11 protein-coding genes and 1 riboswitch are annotated in these 15177 nt (G+C 69.8%); of the genes, 3 read left to right on the forward strand and 8 right to left on the reverse strand.

Annotation, left to right across the window (positions count from 1 at the left end):
• Window positions 1-174: 174 nt before the first annotated feature.
• A complete protein-coding gene (locus JJL56_RS14405; RefSeq protein ID WP_200485479.1) occupies window positions 175-3522 on the reverse strand; it encodes a maltotransferase domain-containing protein in 3348 nt (1115 codons plus the stop codon).
• 231 nt (window positions 3523-3753) lie between these two features.
• On the opposite strand from JJL56_RS14405, the gene JJL56_RS14410 reads away from it, so the two are divergent.
• Both JJL56_RS14410 and ppk2 read left to right on the forward strand, forming a co-directional pair.
• Entirely contained in the window at window positions 3754-4581 is an 828-nt protein-coding gene (locus tag JJL56_RS14410) for a polyphosphate kinase 2 family protein (protein ID WP_145625662.1), read from the forward strand.
• Between the two features lie 107 nt (window positions 4582-4688).
• Window positions 4689-5651, forward strand: coding sequence for a polyphosphate kinase 2 (gene ppk2, locus JJL56_RS14415; protein WP_200485480.1), 963 nt, complete (start codon window positions 4689-4691; stop codon window positions 5649-5651).
• A 24-nt stretch (window positions 5652-5675) separates the two neighbouring features.
• Here ppk2 and JJL56_RS14420 read toward each other — a convergent pair whose 3' ends face one another.
• From JJL56_RS14420 to JJL56_RS14445, 6 genes are all read right to left on the reverse strand, one after another.
• The gene (locus tag JJL56_RS14420; RefSeq protein ID WP_345772578.1) at window positions 5676-7424 is read right to left on the reverse strand and encodes a chloride channel protein; all 1749 of its coding nucleotides are present in this window, start codon (window positions 7422-7424) and stop codon (window positions 5676-5678) included.
• 151 nt (window positions 7425-7575) lie between these two features.
• Window positions 7576-8778, reverse strand: a complete 1203-nt coding sequence (locus JJL56_RS14425) for a hypothetical protein (RefSeq protein WP_145625660.1) — start codon at window positions 8776-8778, stop codon at window positions 7576-7578.
• Window positions 8779-8925: 147 nt separating this feature from the next.
• Window positions 8926-9636 carry an ABC transporter ATP-binding protein gene (locus tag JJL56_RS14430; protein WP_247889414.1) on the reverse strand — a complete coding sequence of 237 codons (711 nt, stop codon included), beginning with the start codon at window positions 9634-9636 and terminating at the stop codon, window positions 8926-8928.
• Window positions 9633-11372, reverse strand: a complete 1740-nt coding sequence (locus JJL56_RS14435) for a branched-chain amino acid ABC transporter ATP-binding protein/permease (protein WP_345772579.1) — start codon at window positions 11370-11372, stop codon at window positions 9633-9635. The genes JJL56_RS14430 and JJL56_RS14435 overlap by 4 nt, the downstream gene beginning before the upstream one ends.
• Window positions 11365-12249 carry a branched-chain amino acid ABC transporter permease gene (locus JJL56_RS14440; RefSeq protein ID WP_094304366.1) on the reverse strand — a complete coding sequence of 295 codons (885 nt, stop codon included), beginning with the start codon at window positions 12247-12249 and terminating at the stop codon, window positions 11365-11367. The genes JJL56_RS14435 and JJL56_RS14440 overlap by 8 nt, the downstream gene beginning before the upstream one ends.
• Window positions 12250-12256: 7 nt before the next feature.
• A complete protein-coding gene (locus JJL56_RS14445; protein ID WP_200485482.1) occupies window positions 12257-13399 on the reverse strand; it encodes an ABC transporter substrate-binding protein in 1143 nt (380 codons plus the stop codon).
• A 69-nt stretch (window positions 13400-13468) separates the two neighbouring features.
• A riboswitch (TPP riboswitch) is annotated at window positions 13469-13566 on the reverse strand.
• Between the two features lie 161 nt (window positions 13567-13727).
• Here JJL56_RS14445 and JJL56_RS14450 point away from each other — a divergent pair.
• Complete coding sequence (locus tag JJL56_RS14450; protein ID WP_200485483.1) at window positions 13728-14105, forward strand: STAS domain-containing protein; 378 nt, start codon at window positions 13728-13730, stop codon at window positions 14103-14105.
• An 11-nt stretch (window positions 14106-14116) separates the two neighbouring features.
• Here the strand turns inward: JJL56_RS14450 and JJL56_RS14455 are convergent, their stop codons facing one another.
• On the reverse strand, window positions 14117-15013 hold the full coding sequence (locus JJL56_RS14455) for a DMT family transporter (protein ID WP_145625657.1): 897 nt from the start codon (window positions 15011-15013) through the stop codon (window positions 14117-14119).
• Window positions 15014-15177 lie beyond the last annotated feature (164 nt).

Here is a 15177-nt window from a genome sequence, read left to right on the forward strand (position 1 = left end):
GTGGTTGCTACGAGCCCCCCCACCCAACCTCCCCCCGCTCTCGGCGGACCGGCGGTCCGCCTGTCGCGTCAGCGCAAACCTTTGGTTTGCGCGAGAGCTGCGTAGGGGAGGAGAAAAGCCCTCCCCTGCAAAGCGGGGGAGGGTTGGGGGGGGGGCCCTACGCGCCCCTTTCCCTCATCGCCCCGGCGGACGGATGCGCCAGATCGCCGCCGGGTTCTGCTGCGGGTCCAGCCAGACATGCTGGAACTTGCCGATCCAGGTGACGCGCTGGCCGGTGAACAGATCCTCCACCTGGACATGGGCGCCGTCGTCCAGCCCCAACTCCCACAGCGGAACCTCGATGGTGCCGCCATGGCCGTTGTGCGGGTCGAGGTTCACCGCGATCAGGATGACGTTGTCCTTGCTGTCGGTCATCTTGCCGTAGAGCAGGATGTTGTCGTCGTAGGCGTTGTAGAACTTCAGGTTCGTGAATGTGTGGAGCGCCGGATTCTCCGCGCGGATCTTGTTCAGCCGCGTGACGTAATCGACGATGTTGCCGGGCTTGCTCCAGTCCCAGTGCCGGATTTCGTATTTTTCGGAATGGTTGTACTCCTCCTTGCCCGGATAGGGGTCGGCCTCGCAGACGAAATACGGGGCGTAGAGGCCGTAGACGCTCGACAAGGTGCCGGCCAGCACGGCGCGCATCATGTGGGCGGGCCGCCCGCCATGCACCAGGATCGGCGGCAGGATGTCCGGCGTGTTGGCGAAGAAGTTGGGCTGCATGTAGTCCTTGGACTCGCCCTGGGTCAGCTCCGTCAGATACTCGGTCAGCTCCGCCTTGGTGTTGCGCCAGGTGAAGTAGCTGTAGGACTGGGTGAAGCCGATCTTCGCCAGCCGCCGCATCAGCTTGGGCCGGGTGAAGGCTTCGGCCAGGAACAGCGCGTCGGGGTAGCGGTCCTGCACCTCGCGGATCATCCATTCCCAGAAGGGGAAGGGCTTGGTGTGCGGGTTGTCGACGCGGAAGATGCGCACCCCCTCGTCGCACCAGAACAGCACAACGTCGCGCAGCGCGTACCACAGGTCCGGATAGGCTTCGCGGTAGAAGCTGACGTTGACGATGTCCTGGTACTTCTTCGGCGGGTTCTCGGCGTAGCGGATGGTGCCGTCGGGCCGCCAGTAGAACCATTGCGGGTGCGACTTGATCCAGGGATGGTCGGGGGAGCACTGGACGGCGAAGTCCAGCGCGATCTCGATGCCGTGCCGCCGCGCCTCCTTGACCAGCCGGCGGAAGCCCTCGAAGTCGCCGATCATCGGGTCGATGTCGGCATGCCCGCCCTCGGTGGCGCCGATGGCGTAGGGCACGCCTGGATCGTTCGGGCCGGGATTCAGCGTGTTGTTGCGCCCCTTGCGGAAGCTGCGCCCGATCGGGTGGATCGGCGGGAAGTACAGCACGTCGAAGCCCATGCCCCGGATGAAGGGCAGCATGGTCGACACGTCGTCGAAGGTGCCGGGACGCGACGGGTCCGGCGAGGCCGAGCGCGGGAAGATTTCGAACCACGCGGAGTAGCGGGCCGCGGTGCGGTCCACATAGACCTCCAGGTCGCAGCCGTAGCGGGACAGATATTGCCGTTCCCCGTACTTCGCCATGGCGTGGCGCGGTTCGTCCGACAGGGCATAGGTGATCAGCTCCGGCCCATGGAGGCTGGTCATCCGCTCCACCACCCGCTCCAGCGCGGCGCGGCCCTCGCCTTCATTCTGCCCGACCGCGTGCTCGACGAAGCGGCGGCCCTCGATCAGTTCCAGGCTGACGTCCATGCCGACGTCGTGCTTCTTCTTGAAGTCGGCGCGCCAGCTCTCCCAGACGTCGCGCCACGCCAGGATGCTGTACTGGTAGCGCGTGTTGCGGGTCAGCGGCAGCTTGCCTACCCAGCGGTCGTTGTTGAAGAAGGTCATGGGCGCCTCGCGCCATTCCTCCTCGTCCACCGGGCGGTAGGTGACGGCGGCACCCAGAACGAAAGTGCCGTCGGTGTAGATGTCCGCCCACACCTCCATCACGTCGCCGACCACCCGCTTGACCGGGAAGCGCCCGCCGTCCAACTCCGGATAGACGTTCTCGATGGTGACGCGGCGGGAGGCCAACTCATCCATCCAGGCGCGGGTGCCGGCGTCGTGCTCCGCCCCGCGCTCGCCCAGATGATTCAGCTCGATGGGTCGGCTCTGCGCCGGGCGGGCGCGGAAGACGCGCATCTCCAGCGGGCGCAGGCGCAGGTCGTGGCCCGGCTCGAAGGGCAGCGGCTCGGCCTCTGGGGTCACGTCCTCGAAATCGGCGAAACCGCCGCCGGTGCTGGCCAGCAGCGGGCCGGGGTCGATGGCGTGCGGTTGGTTCTCATCCGGGTTGATGAGCAGGACGTTGCAACCCTCTCCGCTCCCGTTGGCCCAGCCACCGGTGTCGCGGATCAGCCCGATCACCGGATTGTGGGGAGAGGTCACCCGCCGCTGCCGCCCTTCGACGTTCAGCGCCGGGCTGTCCGCCTTCATGGCGTTGACCGCTCCGATGAAGCCGGTCAGATCCAGCTTCGGGTCCTCCCAATCGTCCGGTGTGGTGTTCACCACGTCCAGCTTGCGGGTGAATCCGTACTCGTACCCCACCGGCATCAACACGCCGGTCGAGAAGGAGGCGGCGAACAGGTAGTGCATCTTCAGCTGGGCGGCCAACCGCTCGGTGTCCTGGCTGCCGACCTCCGCGGCCAGACGGTCGGTGTCGTGGCTTTCCGGGAAGGCGATGGAGGGGGCGATCCAGCGGAACTCGTCATACTGGTCGAGCAGCCAGTCGGACTTGAAGTCCCACCATTTGGCGCTGTTGAACAGGAAGTCGAAGCCCGCCCCGCACAGGTCGCGCACCTGCTCCACCGTGCAGCCCAGCGTCTCGGCGAAGAACTTCACCTCCGGATCGGCCTCGCGGGAGCGGTCGATCAGCGTCTTCCACACCTCCGCCGGAATCTGGTAGGCGGCGTCGCAGCGGAAACCCTTCACCCCCAGCCCGATGCAATGGCGCAGGTAGCGCGTCCAATAGTCGGTCAGCCCCGCCCGCACATCCGCCCGCTCGTAGTCGAGCATGGCGAGGTCGCCCCAGATGGTCACCCGCGACGGGTCCACCGGGTCGACAGCCCGCGGGCTGTAGAGGTCGCCGCTGGAATCGCGCCGGTACCAGTCCGGATGCTCGCCCACCAGGATCGCGTCCTTGGCGGTGTGGTTGATGACGAGGTCGAGCATGACCGACTGGCCGTGCCGCCCCGCCTCGGCGATGAAGCCGCGCAGCAGCTCGTCCGGATGCTCCGGCGCGCCGCCCTGGATGCGGTCGTGCAGGCGGTAATAGTCCTTCACGGCGTAGAGGCTGCCGGAGAAGCCGGGATAATGGATCGGGTTCAGGAACAGCCAGTCGAATCCCATGCCCTGGATGCGGGGCAGATGCCCGGCCCAGTCGCGCATCGGGCCGACGAGCGTGGGAAACAGGTTGTAGATGCGCGGTCCGGCGGTGGCCATCGGGGAAATCCTCCTGGTCGGCAGCGGCACGCCAGCCGGTCGCCGCTGGTTGACAAGCGTGGCGCCTCACGTGGATCGTCCGAACAGGCCGTCGCCGGCCAAGGGACCATCACCGGAAGGACCATCGCGAGGTTGCAACGCGCACCCTGCGGGGCGCACGCGCTCAACCCCTGCGAAGCGCGAAGGTTCCGAAACCTGACACTTGGGCCAGACATTTCGAAAGGTGCGTGCATGGGCAACGGAAACGGCAAGATCCGTCTCGACAAGCTCGATATGACGGCGGAGGGCATCGGCAGCAAGGACGACTATGAACGCCGCCTCGCCAAACTCCAGAAGGACCTGCTGCACATCCAGCAGACCTACTGGCACGAGAAGCGCCGGGCCATCCTGGTGTTCGAGGGCTGGGACGCCGCCGGCAAGGGCGGCTGCATCCGCCGCCTGACCGAACCGCTCGACCCCCGCGGCTTCCACGTCTGGCCGATCGGCACCCCGACGGCGGAGGAGCAGGGCAAGCACTACCTCTACCGCTTCTGGACCAGGCTGCCCGCCCCCGGCACCTTCGCCATCTTCGACCGCTCATGGTACGGCCGCGTGCTGGTGGAGCGGGTGGAGGGCTTCGCCGACAGGGAGCAGTGGAAGCGCGCCTATGACGAGATCAACCAGTTCGAGACGATGCTGACCGACGACGGGGTCCGCATCATCAAGATCTTCATGCACATCACGCCCGACGAGCAGCTCAACCGCTTCCGCGAGCGGCTGAGCAACCCCTACAAGCGCTGGAAGCTGACCGAGGAGGATCTGCGCAACCGCGCCCGCTGGGACGACTACACCAAGGCCATCGAGGCGATGTTCGAGAAGACCTCGACCGAGACGGCGCCCTGGCGGGTCGTTCCCGCCAACTCCAAATGGCACGCCCGCCTGAACGTGATGGAGATCGTCACCGAGGCGCTGAGCCGGGGCGTCAACGTCGCGCCGCCTCCCATCGACCTGACCGTCGCCCGGATCGCCGCGGAGGTGCTTGGTGTCCACCTGACCTTCGACGGCAACGGGAAGGATTGAACATTCCCCCCGGTCACTTCGTCGCGGTGGGCGCACAGGTGGTTGCCTGACGCGCCGGCATCTCCTAGCGTTGGTTGGTGGGGAAAACAATAAGCAGGGTGCGTTCGATGGACGAGGTCAAGACGGGTGCCGGGGCCGGGGCGGAGGAGAAGCCGCGGAAGAAGCGCAAGGCGCTGAAGCTGAAGGACCTCGGGCTCGGTGTTCCGGCCACCGGCGGCGAGGTGCTGCGCGACGCCAAGGAGGTCGCGGCCATCGAATCCCACTGGCGCGCGCTGAGCGGCGGCAAACCGGCGAAGGGCGGCAAGAAGCTCAAATACATCGACGAGCTGGCCCGGCTGCAGTTCGAGCTGATCAAGCTGCAGGAATGGGTGCGGGTCAATGGCCTGAAGGTCTGCGTGCTGTTCGAGGGGCGCGACGCCGCCGGCAAGGGCGGGGTCATCAAGCGCATCACCGAAAGCCTCAACCCCCGCGTCTGCCGGATCGTGGCGCTCGGCACGCCGACCGAGAAGGAGCGCGGGCAGTGGTACTTCCAGCGCTACGTGGCGCAGCTTCCCGCCAAGGGTGAGATCGTCCTGTTCGATCGAAGCTGGTACAACCGCGCCGGTGTCGAGCATGTCATGGGCTTCTGCACCGACGCGGAGTACCAGGAGTTCCTGCGCGCCTGCCCGCTGTTCGAGGATATGCTGGTCCAGTCCGGCATCATCCTGATCAAATACTGGTTCTCGGTCAGCGACGAGGAGCAGGAGAAGCGCTTTACCGAGCGGATGCGCAACCCGATCAAGCGCTGGAAGCTCAGCCCGATGGACCTCGAATCGCGCAAGCATTGGGTCGAGTACTCCAAGGCCAAGGACGCCATGCTGGAGCACACCGACAGGAAGCTGACGCCCTGGTACATCGTCGACGCCGACGACAAGAAGAAGGCCCGGCTGAACTGCATCAGCCACCTGCTTCAGCAGATCCCCTACCAGGACATCGCCCCGGTCGAGTTGGACCTTCCGCCGCGACAGAGCGACGACGGCTACAAGCGGCCGAAGAAGTCAAAGCAGAACTGGGTGCCGGAGATGTACTGACCATCACCGCCGCCGGACGGACGCTCAATCCCGCCCGTAGAGACTGCGTTCCCCCAACTCCTCGCCGCGCTGCCGCTCCAGCTCCTGGCTGTAGCGGCGCAGGGCGTAGGCCTCGGTGACGTAGCCGACAATCCGTCGGTCGGTGGGCGACGTCACGACCGGCAAGGACTCCACCTCGGCGCTGCAGAAGCGCTGGAGCACGCTGCGCACGTCCTCGCCGGGCCGCAGGAAGTCGTCGGCGTGCCGGGCCAGCTCACCGACCGGCGTCTTCGCGTCCTCGTCGCCCAGCGACGGGTCGTGCACCGCGCCCATGTCGATGATGCCGGCGTAGGACCCGTCCGGCTCGACCGCGAAGACGGTCTTGGCAGCGCCCAGCGGGTGCAGGCGGCGCAGCGTGTCCAGGGTCTGGGTGGTCAGGATCGTCTTCACATCGCCGCGCATCAGCCGCATCGCCGTCAGTTCCGACACCCAGCCGACGTCGTAGGCGCCGCGGATCGGCACGCCGCGCAGGTGGAAGCGCCACGTCGCGAAGGAATAGCCGAAGGCCTGCCGGACCACGGTGGTGGACACCACCACGCCGATCAGCACGCCGGACGCCGCCCAGAAATCCTGCGTCGCCTCCAGCACCAGGAGCACCATGGTGACCGGTGCGCCGATGATCCCGGCGGCGACCGCCCCCATGCCGGCCAGCACCAGCAGCATCCGGTCGAGTCCCAGCCCCGGCACCAGCAGCTCGATCACCCCATAGGCCAGCCCGCCGAACAAACCGCCGAGAAGGAGCGAGGCGCTGAACAGCCCGCCGCGAAATCCCGAACCGAGCGACAGGGCCGACGCGACGATCTTGGCGACCAGCAGCACCGCCATGGCCTCCAGCCCGCGGGCCAGTTGCGACGGGTCGGCGCCGGGACCGGCCCCCAGCACCTGCGGCACCGCCAGAGCCAGCGCGCCCAGGGCGAGGCCGCCCAGCGCGGGGCGCCCCCAGACGGGGATGGGCAAGGCGCGGAAGCCGCGCTCCGCCACCGTCACCGCCTGCATGGCGAGGATGCTGAGCCAGCCCGCCAGGAAGCCGAGCACCCCACAGGCCACGTAATCCCAGCCCTCCACCGCCACCGGACGGCCGAAGAACAGGACCGGGGACGGGTCGGTCAGCCAGTGGGCCACCGCCACCGCGGCGACCGAGGCCGCGCCGATCGGGGCCAGCGTGGCGATGGTGTAGCCGCCCATGACCAGTTCGAAGGCGTAGAAGGCGCCGGCCAGCGGCGCGCCATAGGCGGCGGAGATGGCCGCCGCCGCCCCGCAGCCGACCAGCGTGCGCAGGTCCGCCCGCCGAAGGTGGAGCTTTTGCCCGAGCGTCGAGGCGATGCCCGCCCCCGCCTGGGTGTAGGCCGCCTCCATCCCCACCGACGCGCCGGAGCCGTTGGACAGCAGAGTCGCCAGGGTCAGACGCAGGCTGTCGATCAGGGACATCTTGCCGCCGTAGAGCGCGTTCGCCTCGACGGGATCGACGATGTCGTTGGAGCGCCAGCGCCGCACCAGCTTCACCATCACGCCGAGCAGCAGGCCGCCGACGGCCGGGACCAGCAGGGTCCGCCAGGGGTCGGCCAGCGCGGCCTCGCCCAGATCCTGCCCGTGGGCCACCGAGAAGACGAAGGACTGCGTCCAGACCACAGCCTCGTGCAGCATGGCCACGGCCAGCCCGACCCCGGCACCGATGATCCCGGCGAGCATCAGCACGCCCAGGACGCTGTCGCGCAGGCTCCGCCGTGTCAGCACCCTGAGGAACCGCCGGCCGGGGTTTCGTGCTCTGGTCAGGGCGCCGGCCGCTTCCCCCGCGGCGCCCCGGATTCCCGTCATGTCATCCGGCATGCCGGTCAATGTGTGCCCTGCCTCCGCGCCGTCAACCGCGCGGCGCGGCCCTAACCCTTTAGGGCTTGCCCGTCTGGGCCGCAGCCGGAGAGGCGCCGGACGGCTGAGCCGAAGGCTGGGCAGAGGGCGGGTTGACGGCGAGGCGGCGCAGCACCTCCGCCAGATTGTCGCGCACCTTGTCGGCCAGCCCAATGTCGGCCTCCTGCGCCTCGTGGAACAGGATCGTGAACAGGCGGCCGGGCGACAGGAAGAAGGTCAGCGAAACGTGCATCTTGCCCTCCTTCAGCGCGCAATCGACCGAACCGGTGCGCAGCATCAGGCCGGGGAGGTTCTCGACGGCGCTCAGCGACGCGGTCGGCGTGCCGCCTTCGCAGCGCTTCTTCATGGCGTCTACGTAGCCGGCGGACAGGTCCTCCAGCTTGGACCCTTCTTCCACCATCCGCTCGCGGATGCCGCCGACGATCGGGCCGATGCGCCACGCCATGTCGGCGGGGCGCTCGCCCTTCGGCACATTCTCCAGCGACACGCGCTTGACGTCGCGCACACCGGCCGCCTTCAGCAGGTCGCCCAGCCCTTCCGGCAGTTCGTCGGGGCGGGTCGCCACCTTCTTGGTGCGGGTGTCGATGGGCGGGACGGCGCCGGCCTTGTCCACGCAGGTCTTCAGGTCGGTGAGCACCTTCTTGGTGCCCTTGAGCGCGAAGGCCATGCGGTCGGCGTCGGAGGCGAAGACCACCTCCTTGCCGTTCATCAGGGCGGTATAAAGCTCCTCATCCTTGCCGTTGGGGATGACCAGCATGTCCGGCTTGGGCGCCAGCGCGCGCCGTTCGCGTGTCAGCTTGCCGTCCACCACGACCTTGACCTTCCACTGCTCGCCGTTCGGCAGCTCGGCGCCGGGGATGCCCATGCCCAGGTTGACCTCGCCCTTGACGTTCCGAGCGATCATCAGGACATGGCCGGTGTCGAAGCGGCCCTCGATGGCGCAATAGGCAAACTTGCCGTCCCGGTCGCGCGACGGGCCGCCTTCCCAGCCGTCCTCAAGCTCGGCCGGCCCGGTCTTCTCGGTCGGATCGGCGGCGGCCGGCGCCGGCGGCGCGACGGTGCGGGGCGCCGGTGCGGGGCCGGAGGAGGATGGCGCCGGGTAGTACATGGTCGGCGGGTTGACGGGGACCAGTTCCGCCACCTGCGCCCCATCGGCGTGGGCGGCGGCGGCGCCCAGCAGAAGAAGGGAGGAGAGTGCAGCAGCGACGGCTTTGTCCAACATGGCAGAGGTAATCCTTACGGGCAGGGCGACGCCGGAAGCTAGCCCCGCCGTTTGGGATCGGCAAGCGCAAGACGAGAAAGTCACGACAAAGATCCCGCCCTGTTGCCGCAATGCCGAATTGCGTCCGGCGCACCCTCCGCGACGGGATCACCCGCCCAGAAAGGCGTCACGCAGCGCGTCCGCGGGGAGGGTTTCCACCGGCCCGTCATGGACCGCCCGGCCGAGGCGCAGCAGCACGACGCGCCCGGCGGCGGACAGCGCTCGCGCGGCGCTCTGCTCGGCGACCAGCACCGCCGTTCCGGCGGCGGCGATGGCACGGACGGCGGCGAACACCTCCCCGGCCAGCTTGGGCGACAGGCCGAGTGAGGGCTCGTCGAGCAGCAGGACCCGCGGGCGGCCCATCAGCGCGCGGCCCACCGCCAGCATCTGCTGCTGCCCGCCGGACAGGCGCCACGCCCGCTCCTCCGCCTTGCCCTCCAGCGCCGGGAACAGGGCGAAGACACGCTCCAGGTCACGGGCGCGCTCGGCCCAGCCCAGCCGGCTCGCCACCTCCAGATTGTCGCGCACGCTCATGCCGGGAAAGACGCGCCGGCCCTCCGGCACATAACCCAGGCCGCGGCGCACCCGCCGTTCCGGAGCGAGGGCGCCGATCTCCTCGCCCGCCAGCCGGACCCGCCCGCCCGTCGCCGGGACGAGTCCGAGGATGGCCTTGAGCAGCGTCGACTTGCCCGCCCCGTTGGCGCCCAGCAGAGCCACCGCCTCCCCCGCCGCCACGGACAGCGACAGACGGTCCACCGCCACCGCCCCGCCATAGCCGGCGGTCAGGCCCTCCACACGCAACAGGGGGTTTCCCATCATGCCCCCTCCCCCAGATAGGCGGCGACCACGGCGGGATCGCTGCGCACCCCCTCCGGCGGGCCGGCGTAGAGCGGGCGCCCCTGGTCCAGGCACAGCACATGGCCGGCGAGCGGCAGCAGGAAGCCCATGTCGTGCTCCACCACCAGAATCGCGGTGCCGGTGGCGGCGATGGCGCGCAGGTGTCCGGCCAGTTCCGCCTTCTCCCCGTCGGTTAGCCCCGCCGCCGGCTCGTCGAGCAGCAGGACGGCGGGCTGGCGGGCCAGCGCGCGAGCCAGTTCCACCCGGCGGCGCAGTGCCGCGGGCAGGCCGGCGCAGGGCTTGGCGGCGAGGTCCGCCGCGCCCAGCCGCTCCAGCGCCCACAGGGCGTGGGCCTCGGCCTGGGCGATCGAGCCGTCGCGCTCCAGCCGCGCCGCCGCCACCGCCGCGAGGACGCTGGCGCCCTCCGGCAGGCTGACCGCCTGGAAGGTGCGGGCGATCCCGGTGCGGGCGATGCGATCGGGTCGCTGTCCAGCGAGATCCGTCCCCCCCATCAGCACCCGCCCACCGTCCGGCATCTCCAGGCCGGAGATCAGGTTGACCAGCGTCGTCTTGCCGGAGCCGTTGGGGCCGATCAGACCGGTGATGGTCCCGGCCTCCAGCGTCAGCGACACGCCATCCACCGCCCGCACCCCGCCGAAGCCCTTGGTCAACCCTTCGACCCGCAGCAGGGGACCCGTCGGGTTGGCCGTCTCCGGTGGTGCAGCGGGCTTGGGCAACGGCGCCGGGCGAGCCGGGAACAGTCGGTCGAGCAGGCCGGTCAACCCGTGCGGCGCCAGCACGATGGTGGCGAGCAGCGCCACGCCGTAGACGATCAGATAGCTGCGCTCCAGGAAACGGAACCACTCTGGCAGGTGGAGCAGCAGCACCGCCCCCAGGATCGCCCCGGCCACCCGCCCCCGCCCGCCGACCACGGCGATGGTCAGGACGGAAACCATGACGGGGAACTCCAGCACCTCTGGCGAGACGACGCGCTGGGTGTGCACCGCCAGCGCTCCCGCCGCCCCGGCATAGACGGCGCTCAGCGTGAAGGCGGCCAGCCGCAGCCCGCCGACGTCCAGACCCAGAGTGCCGGCGGCCAGCGGGTCGTCGCGCACCAGCGTCAGCGCCCGTCCCCAACGCCCGCGCGCCAGCCTCCAGGCCAGCAGACCGCCCAGCGCCACGAAGCCCCAGACCACCGCCGCCAGCGGCAGCCCGCGCGGCACCGCCCAGCCGAACAGCATGATGCCCGGCACGCCCGGCAAACCGTTGGCTCCCCCGGTCAGGGCGGGGCTGTTGACCGCCAGCAGATGGACGACCTGCGCGATGCCCAGAGTCGCCAACGCGAAGTAATGGGATTCCAGCCGAAGCACCGGCAGCCCGACCAGCAGGGCCAGCAGCAGCGGCACCAGCAACGACACCGGGAAGGTCGCCGCGAAGCCCCACCCCCACTGGCTGCCCAGGATGCCGGTGGCGTAGGCCCCCAGCCCGAAGAAGGCGCCATGGGCCAGCGACAGCGCCCCGCCCAGCCCGAACACGATCTGGAAACCGATGGCGGCCAGCGCGTACACCCCCGCCACGGTCAGCACGCGCAGCCCGTAGGGCGATGCGTACAGCAGCGCGTACGCCACCAGCACCGCAAGCATCATTCCCTCCCCCGCCCAGCGGGGGAGGGTCAGGGTGGGGGCCAGCGCCCACACCTTGTGCACGATCCTACGCACGGCGCCGCGCCGCCTCGCCGAACAGCCCCTGCGGGCGGGCAACCAGAATGACCAGCAGCGTCGCGTAGAGCAGCCCCAGCGCCACCGGATAGGACAGCACCGACGAGACCCCCACCTCGAACAGCGCGATCAGCAGCGCGCCGGCCACCGCGCCGGGGACGGAACCCCAGCCGCCGATGGTCACGGCGATGTAGGCTTTCAGGATCAGGTCGCCGCCCGCCGTCGGCGTGACGAAGTAACGGTTGGCGAGCAGCAGCCCCGCCGCCCCGGCGAAGGCGGTGCCCAGCGCGAAGGTGATCAGGATCATCGCCGTCACCGGCACGCCGCAGGCCCGCGCCATCTCCGGGTCCTGCGCCGTGGCGCGCAGGCGGCGGCCGAGCTGGGTCCGCCCGAACAGCCATTGCTGCCCGGCGATCAGCAGCGCCGCGACGGCGATGATGGCCAGCGACTGCTCCGCCACCACCAGCCCGCCGAGGTCGAGCGTCCCTCCGCCCAGCAGCGGCGGTGCCGCCCGCGGCTCCGGACCGAACAGGACGGAGGCGCCGTTCTGCAGGATGATGCCCGCCGCGATGGTGCTGATGAAGACCGCCACCGGCGGGCGGCGGCGCAGCGGCAGATAGGCCGCCGCCGCCAGCAGCAGCCCCAGCCCGGCCATCAGCACCAGAACCACCGGCAGCAGGAGCAATCCGGGCAGCGGCAGATACCCCGGCAGATGCGGCGCCAGCGCCACGCCGAGCAGCCCGCCGGCCATCACGAGGTCGCCCTGCGCGAAATTCACCGCCGCGGTGGCGTTCAGCACCAGCACGAAGCCCAGCGCGACCAGCGCATAGGCCGCACCCAGGGCCAAGCCGTTGACGAGAAGTTGCAGGGTGATCAAGACCCCCTCACCTCACCACGCCGGTCACATTGTCGTACCGTTTGGCAATCGCCGGCACGCGCGAAGCGCCGTCGTAGCAGACGATCACGGCGGAGTGCGCCATGTTGCCCTTGCCGTCCGAGCGGTAGGTCATGGCGAGGCCCTGATGGGTCCCGGCGGACAGGGCCTTGCGCACCGCCTCCGCGTTCCCCGCGCCGGCCTGCACCGCCGCCAGCACCATGCGGATGCCGTCATACTGGCCGAGCGCGAAGGCGTCCGGCTCCGCGTTGAAGGCGGCGCGGTAGGCGGCGGTGAAGGCCTCCACCTCCGGGCTGCCGCCGGAGATCGGCGAGGCCGCCGTCTCGGCGCAGACGCCCTTCAGCTCGGCCGGTTCCAGCAGCGCCGCCGTGCTCGGCTGGTGCATGGCCGACCCGGCGACGATGGGCACCGCCACCCCGTTGGCAGCCGCCTGCCGGATGAACAGGGCGGTCGGGCCGGAATGCAGATGCAGCACCAGCACGTCGGGCTTGGCCGCCAGCGCCTTGGTCAGAACGGGCAGCAGATCCTTGGCGGCAGGGTCCACCCCCTCCTCGAACACCGGCTCGACGCCCAACGTCTTGAAGGCCTGCTCCAGATGAGCCTTGCCGCTCTGCCCGTAGGCGGTCGTCTGGTAGATCACCGCCGGGCGCTTCTTCCCCAATTCCTCCGTCACGTAGCGGGCGTGGGCCTCCTTGGTCACGGCGTCGCCGGGGAAGAAGCGGAAGACCCAGGGGTTGCCCTGCTCGGTGATGCTCGCCGTGCCCGACACGGTGACCAGCGGAATGCCGTAATCCTGGGCCAGCGGCAGCATCGCCAGCATCTGCGTGCCCAGCATGCTGGCCGCCACCGCCGTGACCGTGCCGCCCGCCGCGCGCTCCAGCGCCGTGACGGCGGCCTCCGGCGAGGTGCCGGTGTCGATCACTTCCGAGCGCACCGCGACATCCGCGGGTGCGTCCTTCAGCGCCAGGACGGCGCCGTTGCGCTGGCTCGTCCCCTCCAGCGACAGGAAGCCGGTCAGCGGCACCAGAACGGGGACCGAGGCCTCGCCCGCCCGCGCCACGCCCGGCAGGAGCGTCGCCGAGAAAACCGCCGAAAAGGCCGTTGCCGAGAGGATGGAAAGGAAGCGCCGCATGAATGTGTCTCCTCCTGCCCGGCGAAGAACCGCGCGAGGACGAGGAGGCCAGGGGTGTAGCGGCGGCACAGCCTCGAACGCTTGGCTCCCTTCGCTGGCATGACCCAGATCAGGTTCGATGGGTGTGGTCTCAGCCCGCCTTGCGGCAGGCACCCCAGCCGTTCGTGTGCACAGTGTGAGCCCCGCGCCCGGCTGTCAAGCGGCGGCCCGGCGCGTTTTCACAATTTCGCAACGCAACAGACACCGGAAAGTCGTGCTTCCCGTGGTTCCTTCCGCCGCCCCCGGCCCGCCCCGGACCGTGGCCCCAACCGGAAAGTCGTCACGAAGCATGCGGCCCATCCCGTCGCACAGCACCGTCACCCTTCACCCCTTCGCCACCGCGCAGGGCGGATGCGGGCTGCGCGCCGTCCTGTCGGGACGGATCGACCACGCCGCCCTGTCCGGCTTGACGCCCCTGCTCCGCCGTGTCGCGGACGCCCCGGCGCTGACCGTGCGCGTCGATCTGGGACGGGTGGACTTCCTCGATTCCTGCGGCATCGGCATTCTGCTGGCGCTCCGCAACGCGGTGCTCGACCGCAGAGGCGCCATCGCTTTCGAGAAGCATCCGCCGCGAATCCGCCGCGTGCTGGAGCGCAGCCGGATCATCGCGCTGACGGAAGCCCCGCCCTTCATGGATAGCGGCCTGGCGATCCCCGTCGCCGCCTGAACGGCACCCCGTCAGCCGCCGCGGCGCAGCGTTTCCCGGTACAGGATGTAGAGCCCGCTGGCGATGATGATCCCCGCCCCGGCCAGCACGGTGGGGGTCGGCACGTCGCCGAAGACCAGGAAGCCGAGCAGGGTCGCCCAGATCATCCCCGTGTACTCGAAGGGCGCCACCACCGCGGCGCGGCCCAGGCGGAAGGCCTGGGTCATCAGCACCTGCGCCGCCCCGCCCAGCGTGCCGACCAGAAGCATCAGTCCCAGGTCGAACCCGCCCGGCTGCACCCAGTCGGGGATCGCCGCCACACCGCTCACCACCGTGGTGGTCAGCAGCAGATAGACGACGATGGCCGTGTTGCTCTCCGTCCGCGACAGGCCGCGCACCGCGATCATCGCCAGCGCGTAGAAGAAGGCCGCGGCCACGCCGACGAAAATCGGCAGGAGCGGCGCGTCAGCCTCCGGGCGGGCCATCACCACCACCCCGCCAAAGCCGACCAGCACCGCCGCCCAGCGCCGCCAGCCCACCGGCTCGCCGAGCAGCGGCATGGACAGCGCCGTGATGAACAGCGGCCCGGCGAAGCTCAGCACATAGACCTCGGCCAGCGGCAGATGCTTGAAGGCGTAGAAGAAGCAGCCCATCGACAGCAGCCCGGCCAGCGAGCGGAAGACGTGGGCGAAGGGCCGCCGCGTGCGCATCCCGCCCCAGCCGCCGCGCGCCAGCGAAATGCCGCCGACCAGGACCAGCGCCACAAGCGAGCGCGCGAACATGAGCTGCGCCACCGGATAGCCGCCGCTCAGATATTTGATGAGCGTGTCCATGCCCGCGAACAGGAAGATGGCCAGCAGGAAGCAGCCGATGGCGCGGCGGGTGTCATCGTTGTGTTCGGCGGCGGGCAGAGCGGCGGCTTGGGTCATGATTGCACAGTATCTGAGCAACCCGGACCCTGCCCAGTGCCGCAACCGCAGATCTGGCCCGCGCGGCGGCACCCGGTGGAACGCCCACGTTTCACGCTTCGTCAATCGATGGTCCGGCGTTTGGCGAAGCGAACCCGGCCTTTCACGGATCGGCGCTGGCCCCG

Source organism: Azospirillum aestuarii (assembly GCF_016632405.1).
Classification (GTDB): Bacteria; Pseudomonadota; Alphaproteobacteria; order Azospirillales; family Azospirillaceae; genus Azospirillum; species Azospirillum aestuarii.

Bases quoted from the DNA above. Each gene is read 5' to 3' on its own strand.
- JJL56_RS14405 (WP_200485479.1), bottom strand. From the start codon at position 3,522: ATGGCCACCGCCGGACCGCGCATCTACAACCTGTTTCCCACGCTCGTC.
- JJL56_RS14410 (WP_145625662.1), top strand. From the start codon at position 3,754: ATGGGCAACGGAAACGGCAAGATCCGTCTCGACAAGCTCGATATGACG.
- ppk2 (WP_200485480.1), top strand. From the start codon at position 4,689: ATGGACGAGGTCAAGACGGGTGCCGGGGCCGGGGCGGAGGAGAAGCCG.
- JJL56_RS14425 (WP_145625660.1), bottom strand. From the start codon at position 8,778: ATGTTGGACAAAGCCGTCGCTGCTGCACTCTCCTCCCTTCTTCTGCTG.
- JJL56_RS14430 (WP_247889414.1), bottom strand. From the start codon at position 9,636: ATGATGGGAAACCCCCTGTTGCGTGTGGAGGGCCTGACCGCCGGCTAT.
- JJL56_RS14445 (WP_200485482.1), bottom strand. From the start codon at position 13,399: ATGCGGCGCTTCCTTTCCATCCTCTCGGCAACGGCCTTTTCGGCGGTT.
- JJL56_RS14450 (WP_200485483.1), top strand. From the start codon at position 13,728: ATGCGGCCCATCCCGTCGCACAGCACCGTCACCCTTCACCCCTTCGCC.
- JJL56_RS14455 (WP_145625657.1), bottom strand. From the start codon at position 15,013: ATGACCCAAGCCGCCGCTCTGCCCGCCGCCGAACACAACGATGACACC.